At 72.8% G+C, this 25,772-nt stretch carries 19 protein-coding genes, 1 tRNA gene and 1 pseudogene; 15 read left to right on the forward strand and 6 right to left on the reverse strand.

Features of this window, described 5'->3' with window-relative positions; genetic code table 11:
* Positions 1-57: 57 nt before the first annotated feature.
* Together I5071_RS11200 and I5071_RS11205 are read left to right on the forward strand one after the other, a co-directional pair.
* Positions 58-624, forward strand: a pseudogene (locus I5071_RS11200) (GTP-binding protein); the annotation flags it as partial.
* 152 nt (positions 625-776) lie between these two features.
* Complete coding sequence (locus tag I5071_RS11205) at positions 777-1,928, forward strand: MBL fold metallo-hydrolase (protein ID WP_236605421.1); 1,152 nt, start codon at positions 777-779, stop codon at positions 1,926-1,928.
* A 1-nt stretch (position 1,929) separates the two neighbouring features.
* Here the strand turns inward: I5071_RS11205 and I5071_RS11210 are convergent, their stop codons facing one another.
* Positions 1,930-4,500: a carboxypeptidase regulatory-like domain-containing protein gene (locus I5071_RS11210; RefSeq protein ID WP_236605422.1), complete on the reverse strand. Its 2,571-nt coding sequence runs from the start codon at positions 4,498-4,500 to the stop codon at positions 1,930-1,932.
* A 426-nt stretch (positions 4,501-4,926) separates the two neighbouring features.
* Here I5071_RS11210 and rpmB point away from each other — a divergent pair, with 426 nt between their 5' ends.
* From rpmB to I5071_RS11225, 3 genes are read left to right on the forward strand one after another with little or no spacing between them, the layout of a single operon-like run.
* Positions 4,927-5,118 (forward strand): 50S ribosomal protein L28, encoded by a 192-nt coding sequence (rpmB, locus tag I5071_RS11215; protein ID WP_075097569.1) that lies wholly within the window; start codon positions 4,927-4,929, stop codon positions 5,116-5,118.
* Positions 5,119-5,173: 55 nt separating this feature from the next.
* Entirely contained in the window at positions 5,174-6,160 is a 987-nt protein-coding gene (locus I5071_RS11220) for an RluA family pseudouridine synthase (protein WP_236605423.1), read from the forward strand.
* A gap of 32 nt (positions 6,161-6,192) precedes the next feature.
* A complete protein-coding gene (locus I5071_RS11225; protein ID WP_236605424.1) occupies positions 6,193-6,825 on the forward strand; it encodes a hypothetical protein in 633 nt (210 codons plus the stop codon).
* A 3-nt stretch (positions 6,826-6,828) separates the two neighbouring features.
* Here the strand turns inward: I5071_RS11225 and I5071_RS11230 are convergent, their stop codons facing one another.
* Both I5071_RS11230 and I5071_RS11235 read right to left on the reverse strand, forming a co-directional pair.
* Positions 6,829-7,710, reverse strand: a complete 882-nt coding sequence (locus I5071_RS11230; protein ID WP_236605425.1) for a 5'-3' exonuclease — start codon at positions 7,708-7,710, stop codon at positions 6,829-6,831.
* A 19-nt stretch (positions 7,711-7,729) separates the two neighbouring features.
* A complete protein-coding gene (locus I5071_RS11235) occupies positions 7,730-9,130 on the reverse strand; it encodes a serine/threonine protein kinase (protein ID WP_236605426.1) in 1,401 nt (466 codons plus the stop codon).
* A 79-nt stretch (positions 9,131-9,209) separates the two neighbouring features.
* On the opposite strand from I5071_RS11235, the gene I5071_RS11240 reads away from it, so the two are divergent.
* The gene (locus tag I5071_RS11240; protein WP_236605427.1) at positions 9,210-10,616 is read left to right on the forward strand and encodes an FAD-binding oxidoreductase; all 1,407 of its coding nucleotides are present in this window, start codon (positions 9,210-9,212) and stop codon (positions 10,614-10,616) included.
* A 134-nt stretch (positions 10,617-10,750) separates the two neighbouring features.
* Positions 10,751-11,269, forward strand: a complete 519-nt coding sequence (locus I5071_RS11245) for a hypothetical protein (protein WP_236605428.1) — start codon at positions 10,751-10,753, stop codon at positions 11,267-11,269.
* Positions 11,270-11,372: 103 nt separating this feature from the next.
* Here I5071_RS11245 and I5071_RS11250 read toward each other — a convergent pair whose 3' ends face one another.
* Positions 11,373-11,774, reverse strand: coding sequence for a TIGR02266 family protein (locus I5071_RS11250; protein ID WP_329611148.1), 402 nt, complete (start codon positions 11,772-11,774; stop codon positions 11,373-11,375).
* Positions 11,775-12,020: 246 nt separating this feature from the next.
* Between I5071_RS11250 and I5071_RS11255 the strand changes: the two genes are divergently transcribed.
* The 5 genes from I5071_RS11255 (at position 12,021) to I5071_RS11275 (ending at position 20,496) form a co-directional block, all read left to right on the forward strand.
* The gene (locus I5071_RS11255; RefSeq protein WP_236605430.1) at positions 12,021-12,641 is read left to right on the forward strand and encodes an RNA polymerase sigma factor; all 621 of its coding nucleotides are present in this window, start codon (positions 12,021-12,023) and stop codon (positions 12,639-12,641) included.
* Complete coding sequence (locus I5071_RS11260) at positions 12,638-14,029, forward strand: hypothetical protein (RefSeq protein WP_236605431.1); 1,392 nt, start codon at positions 12,638-12,640, stop codon at positions 14,027-14,029. Before I5071_RS11255 ends, I5071_RS11260 begins: the two co-directional genes overlap by 4 nt.
* Positions 14,030-14,062: 33 nt before the next feature.
* The gene (locus I5071_RS11265) at positions 14,063-18,058 is read left to right on the forward strand and encodes a serine/threonine-protein kinase (protein ID WP_236605432.1); all 3,996 of its coding nucleotides are present in this window, start codon (positions 14,063-14,065) and stop codon (positions 18,056-18,058) included.
* 106 nt (positions 18,059-18,164) lie between these two features.
* Complete coding sequence (locus I5071_RS11270; protein ID WP_236605433.1) at positions 18,165-20,354, forward strand: S1 RNA-binding domain-containing protein; 2,190 nt, start codon at positions 18,165-18,167, stop codon at positions 20,352-20,354.
* A 70-nt stretch (positions 20,355-20,424) separates the two neighbouring features.
* Positions 20,425-20,496 (forward strand) — tRNA-Val (locus I5071_RS11275).
* Between the two features lie 84 nt (positions 20,497-20,580).
* Here the strand turns inward: I5071_RS11275 and I5071_RS11280 are convergent.
* Both I5071_RS11280 and I5071_RS11285 read right to left on the reverse strand, forming a co-directional pair.
* Positions 20,581-20,928, reverse strand: coding sequence for a DUF4406 domain-containing protein (locus I5071_RS11280; protein WP_236605434.1), 348 nt, complete (start codon positions 20,926-20,928; stop codon positions 20,581-20,583).
* A gap of 30 nt (positions 20,929-20,958) precedes the next feature.
* Positions 20,959-21,672 (reverse strand): phosphatase PAP2 family protein, encoded by a 714-nt coding sequence (locus tag I5071_RS11285; RefSeq protein WP_236605435.1) that lies wholly within the window; start codon positions 21,670-21,672, stop codon positions 20,959-20,961.
* Between the two features lie 263 nt (positions 21,673-21,935).
* Here I5071_RS11285 and I5071_RS11290 point away from each other — a divergent pair, with 263 nt between their 5' ends.
* The 3 genes from I5071_RS11290 to I5071_RS11300 all read left to right on the forward strand — a co-directional run bounded on the left by I5071_RS11290 (position 21,936) and on the right by I5071_RS11300 (position 25,743).
* A complete protein-coding gene (locus I5071_RS11290) occupies positions 21,936-23,900 on the forward strand; it encodes a hypothetical protein (protein ID WP_236605436.1) in 1,965 nt (654 codons plus the stop codon).
* A gap of 87 nt (positions 23,901-23,987) precedes the next feature.
* Positions 23,988-25,175, forward strand: coding sequence for a thiolase family protein (locus I5071_RS11295; RefSeq protein ID WP_236605437.1), 1,188 nt, complete (start codon positions 23,988-23,990; stop codon positions 25,173-25,175).
* Positions 25,176-25,212: 37 nt separating this feature from the next.
* Positions 25,213-25,743: a hypothetical protein gene (locus I5071_RS11300; protein ID WP_236605438.1), complete on the forward strand. Its 531-nt coding sequence runs from the start codon at positions 25,213-25,215 to the stop codon at positions 25,741-25,743.
* The last annotated feature ends 29 nt before the right edge of the window (positions 25,744-25,772 follow it).

A 25,772-nucleotide genomic window follows, 5' to 3' on the forward strand; every position in this document is an offset into this window, starting at 1 on the left:
ACAACGCGCCCGAGGTCGGGTACGGGTACAACTTCGGTCTCCGCGCCGCAATCCCCGATGCCGCTCGTCCAGCACGCTCGCCGCGAGCTCCACTTGAAGATCGTCTACTACGGCCCGGGTCTGGGCGGGAAGACGACCAACTTGGAGTACATCCACGCGAACAGCCGTCCCGACCGGCGCGGGAAGCTGATCTCGCTGGCGGCGGAGAGCGAGCGGACGCTGTTCTTCGACCTGCTCCCGGTCGAGCTCGGCGAGTTCAAGGGCTACCAGGTGCGCCTGCACCTCTGCACGGTCCCCGGCCAGATCGCGCACGATCGCACGCGGCAGCTGGTGCTGCGGCACGTCGACGGGATCGTGTTCGTCGTCGACTCGCAGCAGGCGCGCTTCGAGCAGAACATCGAGAGCATCATCAACCTCGAGCAGAACCTGCGGCGCCAGGGCGACGACCCCGACCGGCTGCCGCTGGTCGTGCAGTACAACAAGCGCGATCTGCCCGACATCTCGAGCGTCGACGAGCTGCGCGAGGCGCTGCGCGTGCCCGCCGGTGTCGCGGAATTCGAAGCGGTCGCGGTGCGCGGCATCGGCGTGACCGAGACGCTGAAGACGGTGCTGAAGCAGTGCCTCGCGCTGGTCGGCGATCCCACGAAGGCGCGGGAAGGGCGATCGCCCTCGATCCTCCCGGGGCGACGCGCGTCGATGTACCCGCGTGCGACCACCGAGGAAGGCCCGGTGATTCCGCCGCCGCCCAAGGTGCCGGCCGTCGGCGACGAGGACTGATGCGCGCGCGGGTGGTGATCGACGGACGCGCGATCCTGCTCGCGCGTCGCGACGATCTGCCGCTCGGGGAACGCTGGGATCTGCCGCGCGGCGGCGCGCCGATCGGGCGGGTGATCGACGAGCGCGACGATCTGGTGATCGAGCGAGTCGACTCGGCGAGCGAGCATCCGGTCGCGTCGCCGCTCGCATGGCACGCGCTCGACGCGCTGCGCACGCAGTGGGGCAGGGCGGAGATCACGCTCACCGCGGACGCGGCGAGCGTGGTGCGCGGGATCGCGCGCGATGCGATCGCCCTCGCGCCGATCGAGGGTGAGACGTCGATCGAGATCGCACCGTCGCTGCGGATGATCGCGGTGCGCACGCCGACGTTGCCGCCCGCGCAGCACACGAACCTGTTCGTGATCGGCGCGCGCGATGCGCTCCTGATCGAGCCCGCGACCCCCGATCGCGGCGAGCTCGATCGCGTCGCGGAGTGGGTGGGCGCGCTCGAGGCCAGCGGGATCACGCTGCGCGCGATCGCCGCGACCCATCATCACGTCGATCACGTCTCGGGCGCGCGCGCGCTGCGCGAAGCGCTCGGTGCGCCGCTGGTCGCGCATCCCGAGACCGCGAGCCGCACGCCGCGTGGGATCACGTTCGAGCCGCGCCTCGCGGACGGCGCCCGCATCGAGCTCGATGGGCCCGAGCCGATCTCGCTGCGCGCGGTGCTCACGCCGGGGCACGCGCCGGGGCACCTGTGCTTCCTCGACGAGCGCTCGGGCGCGCTGATCGCGGGCGACATGATCGCCGGTGTGGGCACGATCCTCGTCGAGCCGGGCGACGGAGACATGGCGCTCTACCTCGAGTCGCTGCGCCGCCTCGCTGCCCTCGATGCGCGCGCGATCGTCCCGGCGCACGGCGGCGTGATGCGACCGCCGGGGATCGTGCTCGAGCGCTACGTCGAGCACCGGCTCGCGCGCGAGCGTCGCGTGCTCGATGCCCTCGCCGCGCACGACACACCGGTGCGCCCGGGCGATCTGCTCCCGATGGCCTACGCCGACGCACCGCGATCGGCGTGGCCGCTCGCGGCGCTCTCGACCGAGGCCCACCTGATCAAGCTCGAGCACGACGGCCGCGCGAAGCGCACCGAGCGCGGCTGGATCGCGCTCTAGCTCACCACGCTTCGCGCGCGACGCGGACGCGGAACGGCTCGCCCTCGCGCTCGAGATCGAGCACCGCGCTCACACCGTCGGCGCCGCGGAGGAGACGCTCGGCGTCCTCGGCGTGCTCCACGAGCTCACCGTCGATCGCGAGGAGCACGTCGCCCGCGCGCAGCCCTGCCTGTCCGGCGCGACCCGACGCGCTCGAGACGCGCACCACACCGTCGCCGTCCTCGACCTCGATCGCGACGCCGCGGCGGATCGCCCGTTCGCTCGCGGCCTCGTCCGGGTCGTAGCGCTGCGGCAGACGCATCACGATCGCCGACGGATCGCGCATGGCGCGCACCTGGATCGTGCGCGTCACCTCGCCTGCTGCGGGATGCGCCGCGAGGATCACGAACGATCCTTCGCCGAGCCCGTCGAGCACGAAGCGTCCGTGCGCGTCGGTGCGCGTGGCGCGCGCGGGATCGCCGTCGACGCTCACGCTCGCACCGCGCACGACCGCGCCCAGCGCGTCCACGACCTCGCCCTCGAGCCGCGCGCCCGGCGTCAGCTCGATCGCATCGAGCTCGATCTCTCCGCCCCGCGTCGCGCTCACCGCGATCTCCCCGCGCCACGCCGCGAACCCCGGCGCGCTCACGGTCGCGACGTAGCTCGCGGGCACCGCGCGCGGGATCACGAACGATCCTTCGGCATCGCTGCGCGTATCGCGCGAGAGCGGAGGTCCCTCGGCGCGCTCGATCACGATCGATGCGCCTTCGATCGCCTCGCCGCTCATCGCGTCGACGACGCGCCCACGCACGTTCGCGCCGGCTCGCACCACCACGCGCAGCTCGCCCTCGATCGTGTCGAGGTCCACGGGATCGCCCTGCGCGTAGTCGGCGTGATCCGCGCTGACACGCCACGGCCCGGGCGGCGCATCGTCGATCGCGAATCGCCCGCGCTCGTCGCTGAACACCACGCGCGGCGCGCTCTCGCCGGGCGCCATCGACTCCACCCGCACCTGCACGCTCGCGACCTCGCGCCCTCGCTCGTCGACGGTGCGGCCCTCGATGCTGGGCCCCGGCGCGGGCAGCACGACACGCACGCGCTCGCGCCCGCCCGCGCTCACGTCGACCCGCACCTGCACCGGCGCGCGCCCCGCGACGTTCGCGCGGATCGTCACCGCGCCCGCCACGTCCTCCAGCACGAAGCGCCCGCTCGCGTCCGACACCGTGACCCGCGGCCAGGGCTCGGCGTCCGAGCGATGCTCGATCATCGCGCTCGCGACCTCGTCGCCGCGCTCGTCGACGACCTCACCCTCGATCCGTCCCGAGGGCTCGAGCACGATCTCGATGCGGTCGCGCTCGCGCCCCGCCCCGACCCACACGCGCTCCGAGCTCCCCGGGGCGAACCCCGCTTTGCGCGCGACGAGCTGCACGTGCCCCGGCGGCACGCCCTCGATGCGGAAGGTCCCATCCGACGCGGTGACGAACCCCGAGGCGATCGCGCCCATCCGCGGCGCGGCGGGCGCACTGGTGCTCGCGAGCTCGACCGGCGCCTCGTACGCGGCCGGGGCGAGGGGAATCGGCGGCACGTCGCTCGTCACCTCGAGCGCGCCGAGCGAGGCCGGCGGGCCGGCCCCGAGCGCCTGCTCGTGCGCACGGAACACCTCGGCGCGGAACGCGACGCTCGCTCCGTCCATCGCGATCGGCTGGCGATCGCCCGACTCGCCGAGCACCTCCAGCCGCGCGCCCTCGACCGGCCGGCGACGAGCATCGAGCACGATCCCGCTCAGCACCGCGCCGCGCTCCATCGTCAGGCGCAGCGGCTCGCCGGGGGTCCATCGCGCGCCGACGACCGGCACGTAGCCCTCGGCGTGCACCGTCACGTGATGATCGCCGCTCGCGAGCCCCGCGACGCGGAACGCCCCTTCGCCGTTGCTCCGCAGCGCCCGCGGCGCGATCGCGAGCTCGCCCTCGGCGACGACGATCTGGGCGCCCGCGATCGGCGCGTCGGTCTCGCCGTCGATCACCTGCCCGACCATCGTCGCGCCGGGCTCGAGGTGGAACGTGAGGTACGCGCGCCCGCCCGCTTCGATGACGAGCCCACGACGCGGCGGCGCAGCGCCGGTGCTCGCGTGGGCCTGCACCTCGTAGACGCCGGGCGGCACGTCCTCGAGCACGAAGCGCCCGTCGGCACCGGTCTGCATCGTGCGCGCGGGCCACACGCCGCTGCCCGCGAGCACGATCTCCGCGCCCGAGACGGGCGCGCCGTCGATGCCCATCACCTGTCCGGCCACGCGCGCGACCGGCGCGATCGTGAGGACGAGCGCTTCGCTGCTCCCCGGCACGTCGCGAACCGTGGCGCTGGCTCCGAACCCCGACGCGCTCGCGCGCAGCGTCCACCGCCCCGTGGGCAGCTCGGACAGGACGAACGCGCCGTCGGCCCCGCTGCGCACCTCGCGCATCACGTCGCCGTCCACGTCCTCGCGCACGGCCTGCACCCGTGCTTCCGGCACGCCGCGCCCCTCGGGATCGACCACGCGCCCCGCGAGCTCGCGATCGCCGCGTGCGGGACGCGGCCCCACGGGTGCGCTGGGCACCGCTGGCGTCGCCGTCGCAGCGCTGTCGGTCTCCGTCGCCCCACCCGGTCGCGCCACCGGATCGCCGGGCACGAGGGCGATCGTGGCCGCGAGGAGCACGCAAGCGACCACGGCCGCGCGTCCGCCGGGCGGTCGCGACGGCCCTTCGCTCGTTCCCCCCGGCTTCGTCGGAGGCGTCGCGCGTGCGGGCGGAGGAGATCTCATCGAGGCGGGAGAGGAAAAGCGTGCCACGACCCAGCGTCGAGCCCAAACCGACAGCGCACCGCGCGCCATTCCCGTTCCCCGGGGCGGGGTCCCGGGACCCAGATCCGGAAACCGACCCGGAGCCGGTCCGGTCCCGCGAGCGGACCCGGACCCCGACCCGGGTCCTTGCTCCTTCTCTCTCCCTCTGCTACCCCTCCGCCCCTCTCGGAGTCGAAGGAAATCATGGCCTACCGCTGTGCCGTCTGCGAAAAGGGCGCCCAGGCAGCCCACAACGTCAGCCACTCGAACCGCAAGTCGCGGAAGTGGCAGCAGCCCAACCTGCAGTCCGTGCACGTCATGATCGACGGCACCCCGAAGCACGTCCGCGTCTGCACGCGCTGCATTCGCTCCGGGAAGATCATCAAGGCCGCGTGACTCCGATCGTGAGGGCCCTCGGGTGATGCGTACCCGGCCCTCGAGAGGCAGCCCGGTGACCAAGGTGCCGCGTTCCCACGCGGCCGTGCCTCCGGGCTGCGATCCCGACTCCGTGGTGCTCGCGTTCCGCGTGCCCAACGAGCTCGACGGGCAGCGCCTCGATCGCTTCGTGCACTGGCGCATCCCGCGCCTCACGCGCGAGAGAGCGAACGAGATCGTCGTCCACTGCGCATACCGGGACGACGGCTCGCGCCGCGTCCCGAGCGAGCGCGTGCGCGCCGGCGAGATCGTGCTGCTCGTCCGCGAGCGCTTCGTCGAGCCCGAGACGCCGCAGAGCTTCGGCGTGCTCTACCAGGACGAGGCGATCACCGTCGTCGACAAGCCCGCCGGCCTGCCGGTGCATCCGTCGGCGACCTACCACAAGAACACGCTCACCAGCATGCTGCGCGCGCGCTGGGGCGCGAACGGGCCGCACATCTGCCATCGCCTCGATCGCGAGACGAGCGGCGTCGTGGTCTGCGCGATCCCCGGGCCCGACGAGGTCGCGGTGAAGCGTCAGTTCGAGACGCGGATCGTCGCCAAGGAGTACCTCGCGATCGTGCGCGGCCGCGTCGAGGCCGACGAGATGCGCATCGATCGCCCGCTCCGCCGCGCGAGCGAGGGCCTGCACCTGCGGATGGAGCCCCACGACGACGGCCTGCCCGCGCTGACCGGGCTGCGCGTCGTCGAGCGTCGCGGCGATCGCACCCTCGTGCACCTCGAGCCGCACACCGGGCGCCAGCACCAGCTGCGGGTGCACCTCGCCGCGATCGGACATCCGATCGTGGGCGACAAGCTCTACGGCCCGGGCACGAGCAGCGAGTTCGTCGAGTGGGTCGAGACCGGCATGACCGACGCGCTGCGCGGCCGGCTCGGCCACGAGCGCCACGCGCTGCACGCGTATCGCTGCACGATCGAGCACCCGCGCACCGGCGCGCGCATGACGTTCACGGCACCCCTCGCGTCGGATCTCGAAGCGCTGTGGGCGTCCGTCGAACCTTGACCGCGTCGCGCGCAACGAATACCTCGACGATCATGCGCCAGACCGTACGCGCTCTCCTCGCGATCACGCTCACCGTCTCCTCGTTCGCGGCCGGATGCGGCGGACCGAGCACGCCGGTGATCCAGGTGACGGGGCCCTTCACCGACGAGCACGCCGTCGCGTTCGACAACGCGATCGACTACATCGACGACCCCTCGATCCTCGAGGGCTCGTGGCTCCGCTCGTGGGAAGAGGACGTCGATCGCCGCGTGACGCTCGCCGACGCGGTCGCGCTGGTGACGGTGACGACGCTGCGCACCGACGTCGATCTCGATCGCCACGAGACGCTGCGGCTCGTCGCGCACGTCGACCGCGAGCGCCACGGCGATCTGCCCGACGAGGTGACGCTCACCGTGCGGCAGACCGATCCCGGCTTCGCGACGGTGCAGGGCAACGACGAGCGAATCCTGAACCAGCACTTCGTCGCGTTCGTGAAGTGGGCCGACGAAGAGGGGCGCGTGATCGCGCGCTGGCACCTCTCGCCCGCCGCCGAGCGCGTGATGCGCCGCGTGAACACGCTCATCGAGCGCCGCCACGTCGATCCCGACGATCGTCGCCGCGTGATCATCCACGAGCACGAGGCCGAGGGCAGCGGCGCAGACGAAGGCGAGGACGACGACTTCTGATCGTCAGCGGAACCGAGGGACGCGCGACACGAAGTCGGCGTCCCCGAGCTCCGCGCAGAGATCCGCGAGCGCGGTCCGATCGGCGCCGCGCCACTCGAGGTCGTCGATCGACTCGGCGACCGGCGCGTCGATGCGCAGCGTCGCGAGCGTTCGATAGAGCATCGCGTCGGCGCGTCGCTCGCGCAGGCTCGTCGCCAGCGCGTCGGCGCCGCGCACGGAGAGGCCCCACGTCTTCGCGTCGTCGGGGATGTCCTCGAGGCGGCGGAACTTCGCGAGCACCGCCGACGCGCTCTTCTCGCCCCACCGCGGCACGCCGGGGATGCCGTCCGCGGTGTCGCCCACGAGCGCCAGCCAGTCGGGGATCGACGCCGGCTCGATGCCGAACTTCGCGCGCACGCCGTCGGTGTCCATCGTCGTCTTGCGGCGCCGATCGAGGCACACGACCTTCGGGCCGACGCACTGCGCGAGATCCTTGTCGGGCGAGCAGAGCACCACGCGCTCGACCTCGGGGCGCGACGCCCAGCGCGCTGCGCCGGTCGCGAGCGCGTCGTCCGCCTCGAATTCGATCATCGACCAGGTGACGATCCCGAGGGCGCGCGCAGCCCGCTCCGCGAGCGGGAACTGCGCCCAGAGCGCGGGATCGATCCCCTCGCCCGTCTTGTATCCGGCGAAGAGCTCGTTGCGGAACGACTCGATCACGGTGTCGAACGCGATCGCGACGTGCGTCGCGCCGCCATCGGCGCGCCCGGGCTCGAGGAGCGCGAGCAGCGTGCGCAGGATGCCGCGCGTCGCGCCGACCTCGCGGCCGTGTGCGTCCTTCGAAGAAGGTGCGCCGAAGAACGAGCGGAAGAGCTCGTAGGTCCCGTCGACGAGGTGGATCTGCATCGGAAGCTCGCAGCCTGGATCAGCGCGGCGGGCCGCGCCGCGGATCTGCGACCACCGTCTTCTCGTTGTGGATCGGATCGTTGGGATCGCCCGCGGGCGCGCCACGACCTCCGGTGGCGGGGCGTGCGGCGCGCGGCGGAGGCGGAACGCGCGGCGGCGGAGGCGGGCGCTGCGAGCCGACGGGCGGCTTCGGCGGCGGCGGCGCGGTGCCGGGCCGTCCTCCGCTCTTCGGCGCCGGCGGCCGCGGGCGCATCGCGGCAGCGAGCTGCTGCGCGCGGGCGTCGAGGATCTCGGTCTTCGCGTGGTGCACCGCGTCGTCGGCGTCGTTCGCGCCGTCCTTCGCCGCGGTCGAGCGCGTGGGGCTCGGGCTGAAGCGGCTGAACGGCGCGTCGGGCCCGAGCGCGCCCGCGATGAGGTTCTTGCCGAGATCCGCGGGCGCGACCGCGCTCACGTCGACGACGTAGTCCTCCATCGCGCGCAGCTCGCGCTCGATCTCGTCGCGCCACACGCGCTTCATGAACTGCGCGAGCTTGTTGCGGCGGTAGCTCGGGTTGTAGCGGCGCAGGAACGTGAGGAGCGCGTTGCGGAACTCGAGCGCGCTCTGGAAACGCGCCGAGCGCGAGCGCGCCATCGCCTTCTCGATGATCTTCGCGAGCGCCTCGGGGACCGCGGGGTTCACCTCGCGCGCCGGCGTCGGGTTCGCCTCGCGCACCGCGAAGATCAGATCGATCTCGTTGGGCGCGCTGAAGGGCGCCTGGTGCGTCGAGAGCTCGTAGAGCACCGAGCCCGCGCTGAACACGTCGCTGCGCCAGTCGAGCTTCCGGCCGAAGGCCTGCTCGGGCGACATGTACTTGACCTTGCCCTTGATGATCCCGGTCTTGGTCTGGATGCGGTTGTGCGTCGCCTTCGCGATCCCGAAGTCGCACAGCTTCACGGTGCCGTCGTAGCCGAGCAGCACGTTCGACGGCGAGAAGTCGCGGTGCACGATGCGCAGCGGCTCGTTCTTCGGATCGCGCGCGACGTGCGCGTGGTGCAGCCCCTCGAGGCTGCGCGCGACCACGTAGACCACGTCGTCGAGCGCGAGCGAGAGGCCTTGCTCCTTCGCCTTCTCGACGGTGGATCGCAGGTCTTTCCCGTCGACGTACTCCATCGAGATGATGAGCGCGTCGTCGAGCTCGACCAGCTCGTACACCTCGGCGATGTTCGGGTGCTTGAGGTAGCTGACGAGCTTGAACTCGTCGGTGAGCATGTCGACGAACGACTTGTCCTCGCGGAAGTGCGGGAGCAGCCGCTTGATCGCGACGTTGAGCTGGTGTCCGTCGACGTCGTCGAACGTGAATGCCCGGAAGAGCTCGGCCATCCCACCGAACGCGATCCGGTAGGTCAGGTGGTAGCGGCCGAGACGGCGCGTCCTGCGCATCGTGTCCGTGGAGAGTGCCAGAATCGGCCCCCGATCCGCGAGTGGGTCGTGGCTCCGCGTGCTAGATGGTGCGCCCGGAATGACCCGCACGCTCACCGGTTCCGAGCGAGATCGTTTCGTCGCCGCGCTGCGTCAGAAGATCGGCGAGAGCGCGGTCTCGACCGAGCCCGACGACCTCGCGACCTACGGCCGCGACTGGACGAAGGTCTTCGATCCTGCGCCGATGGCGATCGTGTTCCCGCGGCGCACCGAGGACGTCGCGGAGATCGTGCGGCGCTGTGCCGACGAGGGCGTCGCGATCGTGCCGAGCGGCGGGCGCACCGGGCTCGCGGGCGGCGCGGTCGCGGCGCGCGGTGAGCTCGTGGTCTCGACCGAGCGCATGCGCGATCTCGGCGCGGTGGACGCGCGGGGGCTCACGCTGCGCGCGCAGGCGGGCGCGGTGACCGCGGCGGTGCACGCGCACTGCGAGCCGCACGGGCTGACGTGGCCGGTCGACTTCGCGAGCAAGGGCAGCTCGCAGGTCGGCGGCAACATCGCGACGAACGCCGGCGGCGTGAAGGTGATCCGCTACGGCCTCACGCGTCAGTGGGTGCTCGGCCTCGAGGTGGTCACCGCGAAGGGCGAGGTGCTCGAGCTCGGCGGCGCGCTCGAGAAGAACAACACCGGGTTCGACCTGCGCCAGCTCTTCATCGGCAGCGAGGGCACGCTCGGGATCATCACCGGCGCGACGCTGAAGCTGACGCGCGTGCCCGGGCACCTCGACGTGTTCTTGTTCGCGGTGCCGGACCTCGCGGGCGTGCTGCGCCTCTTCGATGCGGCGCGCGTCGGGCCCTTCGTGATCAGCGCGTTCGAGTTCTTCACCGACAAGTGCTTCGCGCGCCTCGCGCGGCACCGCGCGCTCTCGATCCCGCTCGAGACCCAGTCGTCGCACTACGTGCTGCTCGAGGTCGAGTCGCACGATCGCGGCGCCCTCGAGGGCTGGCTCGAGTCGCTCTTCGAGCGCGAGCTGATCCTCGACGGAACGCTCGCGCAGAGCGCGGGACAGGGCAGGGCGCTCTGGGAGCTGCGCGAGGGGATCAGCGAGAGCCTCTCGGCGACGGGCATGCCGCACAAGAACGACATCGCGCTGCCGATCGCGTCGCTCGACGCGTTCGTGAGCGAGCTCGACGCGGTGTTCACGAAGGAGTGGCCGCGCTTCGAGATCTGCCTCTTCGGGCACATCGGCGACGGCAACCTGCACGTGAACGTGATGAAGCCCGACGACATGCCGAAGGCGGAGTTCCTCGCGCATGCGCACGCGAGCGACGCCGCGATGTTCGAGCTCGTGCGCAAGCACCGCGGGAGCATCAGCGCGGAGCACGGCGTCGGGCTGCTCAAGAAGGACTTCCTCGGCTACTCGCGCAGCCCCGCGGAGCTCGAGCTGCTGCGCGCGATCAAGCGCACGCTCGATCCCGAGAACCTGCTGAATCCGGGCAAGATCCTCTGACGACGACGCTGTCGATCGAGGACGCGCTCGCGCGCTTCGCGCACGTCGACGGTCGCTTCGCCGAGCTGCGCTGGCGTCGCGACGGCGCGCTCGAGCTCGCGATCGCGACCTATCCGTGGTGGGAGCACCCGAAGGTGCGCGATGCGATCGCACGGCGCGCGCAGTGGAACGTGCTCGCGCCGGACGAGGCGCAGCGCGAGATCGTGGTGCGCGCGATCGGATGCCGTGAAGTCAGCGTGCGCGGCGCGCCGGGCTGCGAGATCGTCGATCTCGAGGTGCTCGACGAGGGCCCGATGCTCTGGGCCCACGGCGCGCGCGTGACGCTCTCGATCGAGGATCCGATGAGCCGCGAGGTGCACGGCGAGATCCTCGCGCGCGTCGCGGGCGCGGCGGGGCACTGGTCGTACGAGACCGGCGCGCTCTCGGTGCTCGAGCCAGGGCGCGCGCCCTTCGTGTGGCGCGACCTGCCGCGCGCGATCGCCGACATCGTGCTCGAGATCGGCGCGCAGCACGGCATCGAGGTGCGCGTGCTCGACGAGCACCGACCGCGCGGCTGCCGCGCGCTCGTGCTGGACCAGAGCGACTTCGTGATCGCCGAGCGCTTCGAGGTCGACGTGCCCGACTTCGTGCACCTCGACGCGTGGGCGAGGTGAGCGCGGGTCCAACATCGGCTCGCCGGCGCAGCGCCCTCCCGTCCGCGTGCGCCGAACGCTCCCGTGCGCGCCCTCCGCCAGCGAGCACTCCAGCCGGACTGGCTCAGGCGTCGTCGTCGCCGCGGCGCCGACGGCCCACGAGCTTGTCGTAGATCACGGGGCCGAGGCTCTCGGTCATCAGGCGCTCGACGTGGTTCGCGATGCGCTCGCGCTCCGCCTCGCTCTCCCAGAGGAAGCCGATGCCCATGCCCGCTTCCTGATCGGACGTCGCCTGCGCGACCTCGACGATCCACTGGACGCGCCCGCGCAGCGCGAGCGGCTCGCCCAGCCCCGGCACGTTCAGCTTGAACACGAAGTCCGTGCCGATCGCGAGCGGCTTGTCGGTGCGGATGAAAGTCCCACCACGGCTGATGTTCTTCGTGTAGTCCGCGAAGAACGCGTTCAGTCGCTTGTATTCGACGCTCAGCTCGATCGCCATGCGAGGGGACTGCCGCCGTTCGGCCACGGGCCCGATGATGCATCGAGTTGCAGGCCGCGCGCCATGTTTCGCACATCGGCCCGCCCAAGGTCGACCGCGGGGCGCGTGGTCGGAGCGTGCAGAACGATGCGTGCTCGGTTGTCCCTGCCCCGTGGCTGGCCTACGATGCGTCGCGTTGCCGGAAGGCACGGCGCGGAGGGGTCGCCGTCCCGACCGCGCCCGCGTCCGAGACGCGGCGTCGGCAGCGACACCCGCCCGATGGTCGAGCGCCCGATGGTCGAGCCCAGTGAGTCCGAGCTGATCGAGCGCGCGAAGCGCGGCGAGAAGGCGGCGTTCGGGCGCCTGCTGCGGATGCACCAGCGGCGCGTGTACGCGTGCGCGATCCACATGCTCGGGGATCGCGGTGAGGCCGAGGACGCGGTGCAGGAGACCTTCCTGCGCGCGTGGCGCGCGATCGATCGCTTCGATGGTCGCGCCGAGCTCTCGACCTGGCTCTATCGCATCTGCATCAACGTCTCGCTGAACACCCTGCGGCGCCGCAAGCGGGTGGACGCGGCGGACATCTCGGATCCGCGGGTGCCCGAGCCGGCGGCCGATCCGACGCAGGGCCAGAACGATCCGCGTCATTCGGCGCAGGCGGCGCAGCTCTACGGGCGGCTCGCGAAGGCGCTCGACGATCTCTCGCCCTCGCTGCGCGCGACGGTGGTGCTCGTGCTGCTCGAGGGTGTGCCGCAGAAGGAAGCGAGCGAAGTGCTCGGGTGCTCGGAAGGGACGATCGCGTGGCGCGTGCACGAGGCGCGCAGGCGCTTGCGGCTCGTGCTCGGTGATCATCTCGAGGAGAGCAGCGAGGAAGGCCCCGCGGTGAGCGCGGCAGCGACGGGGAGGCGCGCATGAGAGAGGATCTCCAGCGTCGCATCTCCGCCGCGCTCGACGCGCCCGATGGGATCGACGGTGACCCCGGGCTGCGCGAGGTGCTCGAGGGCGATCCCCAGGCCGCGGCGTACGCGCACGACGTGGCGCGCCTCGGTCGTCTGATGCGCGAGTGGCCGCTGCCCGAGCCGGACGGCGCAGCGTTCGAGGCGCTCGCAGCGCGCATCGAGCAGCGGCTCGACGAGACGCTCCCGCGCGGCGGCGACCTCACCGCGGCCCCGCAGTTCGACGACGACGACGATCTGCGCGACGCGACGGCGGGCTTGCTCGGGCCGGTGATCACGAGCGGCGAGTTCCAGGTCGAAGAGCTCGAGAGCATCCCGCCCGGCGTGATCGCGCCCAAGTCGAACGCCGCGCCGCCTCCGCCGCCGAGCGCGCGTTCGCTGCCGGCGCCCGTGGCGCGCGAGATCCCGAAGCTCGCGCCGGCCTCCGATCAGGCGGTGGATCGGCTCTCGTTCCCGTCGATCCCGCCCGCGCCGGGCGCCTCGTCGCTCCAGCAGGCGCCGGTGGTCCCGCTCCGCAAGCGCGAGCGCGGTCGTTACGGGTGGCTCGCGGGCCTCGCGGCGGCGGCCGCGGTCGGGCTCGGCGTCTTCACGAGCACGCAGATCTACCAGAACGCGCCCAGCGCGGAGAGCGCGGCAGCGCCCGCACAGACCGTCGCGCCCGGCGCGACGGCGGCGATTCCGGCCGAAGGAGCGGCGGTGTACGAGATGGCCGCGGTCGAGGAGCCCGCGCCCGCTCCGACCACGCCGATGCCGGCCGCGCCCATGCAGCGCGCCGAGCCCATGGCGGCACCGCGGGAGGCCCCGCCGCCTCCGCCCCGTCCGGCAGCCGCATCGACCGAGGCCTACGCGTTCGACGGGATGCTGGGCGGTGCGCTCGCCTCGGGCGGTGCTCCCACCGACGAGAGGCCCGCGCGTCGGCGCGCTGCTTCGAGCGACGGCGCGTACGCGCGCGGCGCTGCGGGAGGTGGTGGTGCGATCGGCGCCGGAGCGACCACTCGCGCCGACGACGCAGAGGAGACGCCGCGGAGCGCCCCCCGCCCGACCGTCGCTGCGGCACCGGCGGCCGCGGAGCCCGACGAAGATCTCCCCGCGACGCCCGACCGCGGCGCGGTGCTCGCAGCGATCCAGGCCGTCGAGCCCGCGGTGCGTGCCTGCGCCGAGGCCGAGCACGGCGTCGCCTCGGTGCGCATCGTCGTCGCCAACACCGGCCGCGTCACCACCGCGACGGTCGGCGGGCAGTTCGCGGGCACGCCCGTCGGAAGCTGTGTCGCGCGCGCCGTGCGCACCGCTCGCTTCCCGCGCTTCGCGAGCGAGCGGTTCGAGGTCACGTACCCCTTCCAGCTCTGATCGCGCAGGCGGATCGAGTACCTTTTCTCCCCCGTGGGCGAGCCCGTCCTCTTCGGCAGCTACGAGCTGCTCGATCGCATCGCCGAGGGCGGCATGGCCGAGGTCTGGCGCGCGCGCTCGCGCGGTGTCGCCGGCTTCGAGAAGACCGTCGTCATCAAGCGGGTGCTGCCCTCGCTGATGGCGAAGCCGGGCTTCGCGGATCTGCTGATCCGCGAGGCGAAGATCGCCGCGCGTCTCTCGCATCCCCGCATCGTCCAGATCTTCGATCTCGGGGAGGAGAACGGCTCGTACTTCATCGCGATGGAGTACGTGAGCGGGCGCGATCTCGGACAGGCGATGTCGCACCGCGGTGGCCCGCAGGGCGAGGGGCTCTCGCTCCCGCTGCGCGTGTGGATCGTCGCCGAGGTCGCGGGCGCGCTCGATCACGCGCATCGACGCCGCGGCGACGAGGGACGCCCGCTCGCGATCGTGCATCGCGACGTCTCGCCGCAGAACATCCTGCTCGGCTACGAGGGCGAGGTGAAGGTCGCCGACTTCGGCATCGCGCGCGCCGACGAGGCCGGTCTCGGGCGCGGCGAGGACCCGAAGATCCTGCGCGGCAAGTACGCGTACATGTCGCCCGAGCAGGCGCGCGGCGAGCCGCTCGATCGACGCAGCGACGTGTTCTCGCTCGGGATCGTCCTCTACGAGCTGCTCGTCGGAAAGCGCATGTTCCGTGGGCGCAGCTCGCAGGAGACGCTCGCGATGGTGCGCGCCGCGCAGGTGCCCGATCTCGATCCCGAGAAGCTCGGCATCGACGAGGCGCTCTCGCGCGTGCTCGCGCGCTGTCTCGCGGCCCAGCGCGATGATCGTTACGCGTACGCGAGCGAGCTCTACGCGGAGCTCACGCAGTGGCTCTTCCGGCGCGGCGAGCCGGTCGGGCAGCCGATGCTCGCGGCCGCGATGGAGCGGATGTTCCCGCCGGAAGACGCGGCCTCGCCGAACAAGCTGCGCGTCGACGTGCTGATGCGCGCGTACCAGGACGCGACGTCGATCAGCCTCGCGGGCGCGTCGCTCGCCGCGCCGGTCGCGGAGGCGAGCACCGACGAAGCGGGCGGACAGCGCACCGCGGCGATGCCGAGCTCGCGGCGCGTGAAGGTGGAGCGCCGTCACGTCGCGCTGCTCGCGGCGGAGCACCGCGCCGGGGAGGACGAGGCGTTCGCCGCGGCGTGTGACGCGGCGGGCGGCAGCGTGCTCGCGGTGCAGCATGGAATGCATCTCGCGCTCTTCGGCTTCGCGGCGGGCGTGGAGCGCGGCGCGGCGCACGCGGTGCGCGCGGCGCTCGAGCTGCGTCGCGCGCTGCGCCTCGAGGCCCCGGGAGGCACCGAGCCGGTGCCCGCGATGATCGTGCTCGAGGGCGAGTCGCGCGTCGGTGAGGGCGTCGCGATGGAGCCGGAGCCCGAGCTGATCGAGCGTGCGCGCGCGCTGCTCGACGTCGGGATCAGCGGCGAGATCCGTGTCGAGCCCGAGCTCGTCGACGAGCTCTCGCATCACTTCCGCATGGACGAGCGCCCGATCGTGCCGGGCGCGGGTCGGGTTCCGATCGTCGAGGGCTATCGGGCGCGCGCCGAGCGCAACGCGAGCGCGCTGCGGCGTCGTGCGCCGCTGGTCGGTCGTCGCGACGAGCTGCGACGATTGTCGGAGGCGATCGTCGAGGTCGCCGCGGGCGCGCATCGCGTCGTGCACCTCGTCGGAGAGCCCGGTGCCGGCAAGTCGCGACTGCTCGCGGAGATGCGCGCGCTGGTGACGCCGCGCGAGGTGCACGTCGTGACCGGTCGCGCCGACGAGGCCGGCTCGGAGCGCCCGTTCGCCGCGATCGCGGAGCTCGTCGGCGATCTCTGCGGCATCGAGGCGGACGACACGCCGAGCGAGCGCTTCGCGAAGGTCGAGCGCATCCGCGTGCTCGGGCTCTCGCCGCGCGAGGTGCGGCTGTGCGGCGAGCTGCTCGGGCTCGCGTATCCCGTCGCGCCGATCGAGCGGCCCGGGCGTCCTCGCAGCCTCGAGCTCGTGGTCGCGGTCCGCAAGGCGATCGACGCGCTCGCGCACGAGCGCACCGTGCTCGTCCTGCTCGAAGATCTGCAGTGGCTCGACGACTCCACGCGACAGATCCTGCCGCTCCTGATGCGCGGTCTGAGCCGCGCGCGCGTGATGGTCGTGCTCACGCGCCGTCCCGGGGCGCTGGTGCCGCACCTGCCGGGCACGATCGTCCGGCTCGCGCCGCTGCCTCCCGACGCCTCGGGGCGCCTCTTCGCGGCCTCGCTGGGCGCGCGTGCGATCGAGCCCGAGCTGCTCGACGCGATCACGAACGAGACCGGCGGCAATCCCGAGTGGATCGAGCTCCTCGCATCGGAGGCGCGCGACGCGGCCTCGATCGCGGTCGAGGAAGGCATCGTGCGCGCGATCGCGCCGCTGCCCACGAGCGTGTCGAGCACCGCGCGCAACCGCGTCGGCGCGCGCCTCGGGCAGCTGCGCGCGGGCGATCGCGCGATGCTCACGACCGCGGCCGCCATCGAGCCGCCGATCTCGGTCGATCTGCTGTGCGCGGTCGAGGGCCTCGTCGGCAACACGGGCCTGCCGCCGCTGCGACGTCTGCTCGCACGCCGTCTGCTCGTCGCGAACGAGCGCGACCCGAACGAGCACGAGCCGATCGGGCGCTGGGGCGGTGACGACGTCGCGGCCTCGCGCCCCGAGCGCGTGTCGTTCCCCGGCGCGATGATCGCGCGGGCGGTGCGCGACGCGCTCGATCCGCAGGACCAGCGCCGCCTCCACGCGCGCATCGTCGCGACGCTGGAGCGCATCGGCGCGGCGTCGACCCCCGAGGGAATGCGTCGCCTCGCGTTCCACGCCGCGCGATCGTTCGATCGCCGTCGCGCGCCCGAGTACCTCGAGGAGGTCGCGGCGCACGCCGAGTCGAAGGGCGCACCGAGCGAAGCTGCAGACGCGCTCGCCGAGGCCGCGCGCGTGCTGCGCGAGGAGGGCGACGATCGCGAGGGCGATCGCGGCGTGGAGCTCACGCTGCGCGCTGCGCGCCTCGCGATGCAGGGTGGGCACATCGATCGTGCGCGCGCGCTCCTCGACGAGCTCGCGGGCTCGCACGGGACCCACGGTCGCTCTGCGACGCGCATCGCGATCGCGCTCGCGCGCGCCGAGGCAGCGATGTGCGCGGATCGCGCGGCGGAGGCGGTCGCCGCGCTCGAGGAGATCGACCCGGTGCTCGTCGAGGCACCGATCGCGTCGCTTGCAGCGGTGCGTCTCTCGTCGGGGCGCGCGTTGATCGAGCTCGGCCGCACCGAGGACGCGATCGCGATGCTCGTCGAGGCGGTCGCGGCGTTCCGCGAGGCGAACGACGGCGCGGGCCGTGGTCACGCGCTCGCCGTGCTCGCGCTCGCCGAAGCGCGCGCCGATCGTGCGCGCGCCGCGGACGACACCGCCGAAGAGGCGCTCGCGGTCGCGGCGCGGCTGGGGCACGCGGATCTTCGCTACGCAGCGCTCGCCGCGATGGGCGCGGCCGAAGAGGCCGCGGGCGATCTCGCCGGTGCTGCCGCGCGCACCCACGAGGCGCTCGAGGTCGCGACGCATGCCGGCATGGACGCAGAGCTGCCGGTCGCGTCCCTGCGCGCCGCGCTCGCGTCGCTGCGCGCCGGCGCGGGCGTCGAGGCCGCCCAGCGCGCCGAGCAAGCGATCCGCCTCGCCCGAAAGCGCAGGCTCGAGCGCATCGTGCTCCTCGGGAGCGCAGTGCAGGCCACCATCGCCGTGCAGGAGCACCCGGACGCATCGTTCGTTCCTGCGATCGTGCGCGCGATCGATCGCCTCGAGGCGATCGGCCGCCCGGCCGAGGCGGCGCTCGCGGTGGAGCTGCTCGCGATCGCGCATCGCGCGCTCGGCGACGAAGGCGCGGCGGGCCGCGCGCGCTCTCGTGGCGCGGATCTCGCGCGTCGTGCGGGATGGCTCTCGCTCGCGCACGCGCTGGAGCGCGCTGCGTCGTCGTGAGCGCGCGCGATCGCGTGCACGATCTCGCGCGATCGCCGTTTGACTCCGAAACGACTGCAACTTAGTCTGCCGGCCCCGCCGAGACCGTGCGGAACAGGCGCGAGCGATGACGGAAGAGAACGGTACCGTGACCACGACCGACGGCGGTGAGCGCAACGCTCCTCCGGCCGACAACGCGCCCGAGCGCGAGCGCACCGAGGCGATCGCGGTCGAGGCGCAGCAGCAGACGCAGGCGAGCGCCGAGGAGCAGGGCGAGGCCGACGCGGGCGAAGGCGACGAGTCGGAGGGCGAGGGCGAAGCCACCGCCGAAGGCCAGCCCGGCGCCGAGGGCGCGAAGCGCAAGCGTCGTCGTCGTCGCCGCAAGAAGGGCGCTGGCGACACGTCGGCGGGCCAGGTCGCAGCCGAGGGCGCGACCGGCGAGGGCGCGCCCGAAGGCGCGCAGCCCCAGGCGCCTCGCGAGCCGAAGAAGGAGCCGCACCTCCCGTTCGCGCGCTTCTTCGAGGGACGTGATCGCGGCGATCGCCGCCACGCGTTCTCTGTCGGCGAGATCGTCGCGGGACGCGTCCAGCGCGTCGAGCACGGCGCGTCGGTGATCGACCTCTTCGGCAAGGCGACGGCGTTCGCGCTCGCGAACGAGCCGCGCGAGGTCCCGATGCCCGCGCCGGGCACCGAGCCCGCGGAGACCGAGGAGAGTGAAGAGGCAGCGAGCGCGAACCTCGCGCAGGTCGGCGACGCGGCCGCGCACTTCGAGGGCGCGGTCGGGATGCCGGCGAGCGAGGCGCTCCCCGAGGCCCCCGCGCCCGAGGGCGAGGAGCCGGTGGGCCCGGGCCCCGATGGCATCTGGGGCACCGCGGACGACGCGCCGGCGCCGGTCGAGGCGGAGCGCGTCGCGGCGGCTGCGCACGAGCTCTCGGCGATGGGCGGCCCGCAGGAGGAAGGTCATCCTCCGAGCGCGAGCGAGGCCGGCGGCGTGGAAGCGCCCGAAGAGGCCGCGCCCGAGGCGCCCGAGGAAGAGGCCCCGCTGCTCGAGGTGGGGACGATCTTCCGCGGTCGCGTCGCGGCCGTCGCGGAGAGCGGCCACGTCGCGATCCACAACAAGCTCGCGACCCGCGCCGAGGCGCGCCTCAAGCTCGCGAAGGCGCGCGAGGAGCACCGCCGCGTGTGGGGCCTCGTGTACGGCTTCAACCGCGGTGGCTTCGACGTGCTCGTCGAGGGCGTTCGCGCGTTCTGCCCGGTCTCGGGCATGACGACCGAGCACCTCGAGGATCCCGAGACGCAGCTCGGCCGCCGCCTCGAGTTCTCGGTGCAGCAGGCGAAGAGCGGCCATCAGGGCATCGTCGTCTCGCGCCGCTCGATCCTCGAGAAGGAAGCGCGCAAGCGCGCGAAGGAGCTGCGCCGCTCGCTGCAGCCCGGCCAGCGCCTCAAGGGCCGCGTCACGCAGGTGCGCGACTTCGGCGTGTTCGTCGACCTCGGCGGCGTCGAGGGCCTCGTGCACATGAGCGAGCTCTCGTGGGATCGCGCGGTTCGTCCGAGCGACGCCGCGAGGCCCGGCGACGAGGTCGAGGTGCAGGTGCTGCGCGTGACCGAGCCGCAGGGCCGCAAGGACCGCGACGGTCGCATCGCGCTCTCGCTCAAGGCGCTCGCTGCGGACCCGTGGGACGTGCACCTGCAGGGCCTCGAAGAGGGCCAGGCGCGCAAGGGCAAGGTCACGCGCACCGCGGAGTTCGGTGCGTTCGTCGAGCTCGCGCCGGGCGTCGAGGGCCTGCTCCACGTGACGGAGCTCGGGCGCGATCTCAAGCACGCGAACGAGCGCATCAAGGAAGGCGAAGAGGTCTTCGTCGTCGTCGAGCGTCTCGACAAGCGCGCGCGCCGCATCTCGCTCTCGAAGATGAGCGATGCCGACGCGAGGGCGTTCCAGGAAGGTCAGCTCGAGACGGGCGGCGGCGGCAAGGTCGTGCGTCCGGGCGCGAACCTCAAGGTCAAGGTCGAGCGCGTCGAGTCCGGCGGCCTGCACGTGCAGGTCGAGGGCGTGCTGGGGCGTCGCGGCCGCGGGTTCATCCCGAACGTCGAGATGGCGACCGAGCGCGGCACCGATCACCGCAAGAAGTTCCCGCCGGGCACCGAGCTCGACGTGAAGGTGATCGGCACGGATCGCGACGGCGGCCTGCGCCTGTCGCGCAAGGCGCTCCAGCAGGACGAGGAGCGCCGCGCGATCCAGGACTACCGCAAGGACGCGGCGCGGAAGGGCTTCGGCACCTTCGGCGACCTGCTGAAGAGCAAGCTCGGGAAGCGCTGATCGCGCTTGCGCGAGGGCCGGCTGTGCAGTAAGTAGCCGGTCCCTCGCGCAGCACCAAGCGAGCGGAATCGGGCGTTTAACTCAGTGGTAGAGTGCCACCTTCACACGGTGGAAGTCGCTGGTTCAAATCCAGCAACGCCCAGATAGAACACGCAGTTCTTAGAAGGAACGCAGTGAATAGGGCTCGTAGCGTCAGCTACGGGCCCTTCGCTTTTCCGTCGTTCGATCACGCGTCGCGCGCGAGCACCGGCACGTCCTCGATGCGCGTGAAGACGAGCGCGCCGCGCGCGCGGAACCGCTCGACCTCGTCGTCCGCGCCCTTCGACGGACCACCGACGCGCAGCACCGCGTCGCAGCGCTCGGTGAGCGCGAGCGAGACCGGCATCATCAGCTCGTCGAACCGCTCCGCACCCGCCACCGCGATCATCGGCAGCGCCATGTTCACGCCGATGATCGGCACGTGACCGCGCCGGAAGACCTCGATCGCCGCCTCGTTCATCACGTCGAGGTTGCGCTGCCGGTCCGCGTCGGTGCGCGCGCCGGACGTGTAGGGCCCCGAGACCATGATCCACATGGTCGAGCCGTACGCGCTCGACGCGCGCGATCACCCCGGCGCTTCGTGCGCTTGCTCGTGGGCCTCTTCGACGGTCTCCACCGTGCCGCGACGCTGGAGCACCGTCATCGCGGTCCAGCAGAAGAGCGCCCACGCGAGCCCGAGCGTCCATCCCGCGAGCACGTCGCTCGGGAAGTGCACCCCGAGCGCGATCCGGCTGAGCCCCACGAGCACCGTGAGGAGCGCCGCGACCCCGACGATGTACGCGCGCAGCCGGCGTCGCTCGACGAGCCGCGCGAGCAGCGCGGCGAGCGTGAGGTACACGACCGCCGAGAGCGCCGAGTGCCCGCTCGGAAAGCTCGTCGTGCTCACGATCGCATCCGCGACCAGCCGCGGTCGCTCGCGCGCGAAGAGCTCCTTCAGCAAGAAGGTCCACGCGGTGCCCCCGAGCGCCGCCACGAGCACCAGCACGAGCGCGCGATGCAGCCGCGAGAGCGCGAGGAAGCCGACCACCGCGGTGGTGACCAGCGTCAGCACGGTGATCGATCCCAGCGCCGTCACGTCGCGCGCGATCTCCGCGAGCGTCGTCGAGCCCGCGACCTCGCGCGGCGCGTCGGGCTCGCGCACCAGGCGCAGCACCGCGTCGTCGAAGACCTGCGTGTCCCCCTCGCCGACCTCGTCCGCGACCCACGCGAAGACCCAGAGCGACGAGACGGTCGCGAGCATCACGAGGAGCAAGCGCAGATCGGTCGGTCGCAGCTTCATGCGCGACCTCGTCGTCGTGCGAGCGCCACACGCTCGCTCATGGGCGCGGCAGCGCAGCGCGCCAAACCAGATGCTCGGCGAGGCGTGCGATCCGTGACCGCACGCCTCGCCGAGGGTGATTGGTGGCGTGGCACCGCGCCGTGTCCTGGCCAGGCGCCCCGGTGCTCGCCGCGCATTCAACTAGCCGCAGCTCACGGTGACGACAAGCGACGCGTCCGCGACGTGCGGGCGACGGCTCTCGGGCGTGTGATAGGGTCGCCGTCGTGCGCTTCGTTCGTTGCCTCGCGCCCGCACCGTTCACCCTCGCCATGCTCGCTCTCGCGGTCGGGTGCGGCGGTGGAGAGCGCGCAGATCTCCGCATCGAGCTCGCCGCCACACCCGAGCCGGGCAGCACCGACGGCGATCGCCAGTGCGATCCAGGCTCGCCCGCAGCGCTGCCCGCCGAGGTCGATTGCGTGACCGTGACCGCGTGCCGGCGCGAGGGCGCGAGCTGCCTGCCGATCGACGTGCTGCGCCCGTCCGACTCGCGCGATGCGCGCACGACCGAGCTGCGCTTCCCCCGCGAAGGCAGCGGCGGTGATCTCGCGTTCGACGTCGCGCTCGAAGACGGCGCGGACTACGAGATCGAGCTGCGCGCGTACGCGGGCGGCGTGCCCTACGCGCGCGGTCGCGCCGAGGGCGTGCGCGCGGGGCAGCGCACGATCCGGGTGCGGCTCGAGCCCTACGGCGTGTGGTCGTGCGCGCCGCCGCGCGACGACGGCAGCGCACCGCTCGCGCGCGCGCTGCACGCCGCGGTCGCGGTGCCCAACGGCGACGTGCTGCTCGTCGGCGGCGTGACCGGCGAGTCGGTGCAGGCGCTCTCGGTCGAGGGCGGCGCGCTGCTGCAGCGCACGGTCGAGGTCTACGACGCGTCCGAGGCGCGCTTCGTCGAGATCGACGTGACCGATCACGACGGCAGCGAGGGCGTCGGCGCGGTGTTCCATCGCGCGCTCTTCCTCGACACGCTCGCCGACGGTCGATACCGCGTGCGCGTGATCGGCGGCTTCACCTCGCGCGATCAGCCCGGCGCGCGCTTCGACGCGATCCAGGGCCTCACGAACTACAGCTCGCCGATGCTGCCCGGCGCGCGCGCCGAGCGGCGCGACTCGGTCGATCTCCTCTACGACCCGCGCTCGCGCGCGATCGAGGTGCAGCTCGTCGACCCCGGCGCGGTCCAGCGCGCGGGCATGAACGGCGTGAGCGAGCCCGATGCATCGGGGCTCGTCGTCGTCGCGCTCGGACTGCTCGACGGAGGCGGCACGGCGCTCCGTCCGAGCCCGATGATCTCGGGCCAGTGGTACTCGCTCGCGCGCCAGGTCTCGCCGGGCGTCACCGCGATGCCGATGCTCGCGCCGCGCTTCGGGCACACCGCGTCGCGCCTCTCCGACGCGAGCGTGCTCGTGTGGGGCGGCGACGTGACGCAGCCGACGATCGAGGACGTCGCAGCGAACGCGGGCGAGGTGCTCGGGAGCGGTGCGCGTGCGGTCGCGAGCGTGCCCGACCTCCCGCCCGCGACGGCGTTCCACACCGCGACCCCGATCCGCGGTGGCGTGTTGATCGCCGGCGGCATGGAGATCGCGCCGGTCGCGGGCATGTCGGGCGGCGTGAGCACCACGGCGTCCACGCGCCCGCTCACGGTGATCGTGGAGGACGGCGCAGACGGAACGCTGCGCGGCGTGCCGGTGAGCTACGACGCGACCGCGTGGCCCACGCCGAGCATCCACGCCTCCACCGCGCTGCCCGGCGGGGCGGTGATGGTGAGCGGCGGCGCGCTCCGCACGATGCCCGCGGGCGCGCCCTCTCCCTCGCACCTCTGGGCGAGCGACGCGGTGCTGCTCGTGTCTCGCGACGAGGCCGACGCGTACGTCGCGAGCACGCTCGCGCCGATGATCGGGCCGCGCTGGGGCCACGCCATCGCGCCGCTCTCCGGCGGGCGCGTGTTGGTCACCGGCGGCTTCGTGCGCGAGGGCGGCACGCTGCGCGCGATCTCGAGCGGCGAGACGTTCATCGTCGACCCGCCTCCGCCGCCGATCGCGAGCTGCGAGGCCCAGACCAACGGCGACGGGGGCACGCGCGACGGCGGCCAGGGCGACGACGCGTCGATCGCCCCCGACGCGACCATCTCCGACGACGCGAGCGTGCCTTCGGAGGACGCCGGGATCCCGCCCGCGGACGACGCTGGCGTGTGACGCCGCGCCACGTGCGCGGGCGCTCCCGACAGCCTTGACGGCGCCGAGACGTGGGTGCCAAAGACCGTGCTCCAGCACGGAGGAACCATGTCGAAGCGTGAGGTCTTCATCGTCGCCGCCGCTCGCACGCCGATCGGCTCGTTCCAGGGCGCGCTCGCCGAGGTCCCGGCGGTGCGTCTCGGGGCGACCGCGATCAGCGGAGCGCTGGCGCGCTCGGGCCTCGGCGCCGACGACGTGCAGGAGACGTACATGGGCAACGTGCTCACGGCGGGCGAGGGCCAGGCCCCGGCGCGTCAGGCCGCACGCTTCGCGGGCATCCCCGATCGCGTGCCGGCCACCACCGTCGGCAAGGTCTGCGGCTCGGGCCTCCAGGCCGTGATCCTCGGCACCAAATCGATCCTCCTCGGCGACGCCGACGTGGTCGTCGCGGGCGGCATGGAGTCGATGAGCCAGGCGCCGTACCTGCTGCCCCAGGCGCGCGGCGGGTACCGCATGGGCAACGGGCAGATCGTGGACTCCATGGTCCACGACGGCCTGTGGGACCCGTACAAGAACTTCCACATGGGCGTCGCGGGCGAGCTCTGCGTGAAGGAGCACGGCTTCACGCGGAAGGAGCAGGACGACTTCGCGCTCCAGTCGTACCAGCGCGCGCTCTCCGCGATGGAGAAGGGCGAGTTCGCCGCCGAGATCGCCGAGGTGCGCATCGAGGGCAAGAAGGGTGACGCCGTCGTCGTGAAGGAAGACGAGGAGCCGCGCCGCGCGAAGCTCGACAAGATGGGCTCGCTCAAGCCCGCCTTCGATCCCAAGGAGGGCACGATCACTGCGGCCAACGCGTCGAAGATCAACGACGGCGCCTCGGCGGTGATCCTCGCGAGCGGCGAGACCGTGAAGAAGAAGGGCCTCACGCCGATCGCGCGCATCGTCGGCTACGGTGCGCACGCGCAGGCGCCCGAGTGGTTCACGACGGCGCCGGTCGGCGCGATCGAGAACGCGCTCGCGCGCACCGGGCTCTCGGTCGGCGACGTCGATCTCTTCGAGGTCAACGAGGCGTTCGCCGTGGTCGCGATGGTGACCGCGAAGAAGGCGGGCATCGATCCCGCGAAGATGAACGTGCGCGGCGGCGCGGTGGCGCTCGGTCATCCGATCGGCGCGAGCGGCGCGCGCGTGCTGACGACGCTCGTGCACGCGATGAAGGATCGCAGCGCGAAGCGCGGCCTCGCGACGCTGTGCATCGGCGGCGGCGAAGCAGTCGCGGTCATCGTCGAGCGCGTGTGAGCGTGAGGAGGCGAGGGCGCGACCCGTTCGCGCCCTCGTGACCGTCATGGATGCGGTGATCGGCGCGTGGGCTCGGTTCCGGGTGTCGCGCTCGCTCGAGCCGAGCGGACGAGAGGACCCCCTCGATCTCGACGAGCTCTCGGAGCAGCTGCGCGAGGTCTTCGTGCGTCGCACCGGAGACGACGCGGTCGAGCGCTTCGCCCTGCCGGAGTCGTTCCGCAGTTGGATCGAGCTCGCCGGCGCGTCGGCGTGGAGCGATCCCGATGGCTGGGTCTGGCTCGGCGCGGCGCGCGACCTCGCGCGCACGGTCGACGATCGCTGCGAGATGCTCGGCATCGAGGTGCCGGCGCGACGCGAGCTCTGGCTCCCGATCGGGTCGTGGTCGGACGCGCACGACTGGATGATCTGCGTGGATCGCAGCTCGACGCGGTTCGGCGCGGTCGCGGACTGGAACGACACCCACCCGTGGTGGGACGCGGAAGCGGAGCCGGAGCGGATCTGGCCCGATCTCGTGGCGTTCCTGGCCCGCCCCGACCTCGACGAGGAAGCCGAGGACGAGCGCGACTGAGATACCGTGACCTCGTGCAAGCTCGAAGT

The organism is Sandaracinus amylolyticus, assembly GCF_021631985.1.
Taxonomy (GTDB): Bacteria; Myxococcota_A; Polyangia; order Polyangiales; family Sandaracinaceae; genus Sandaracinus; species Sandaracinus amylolyticus_A.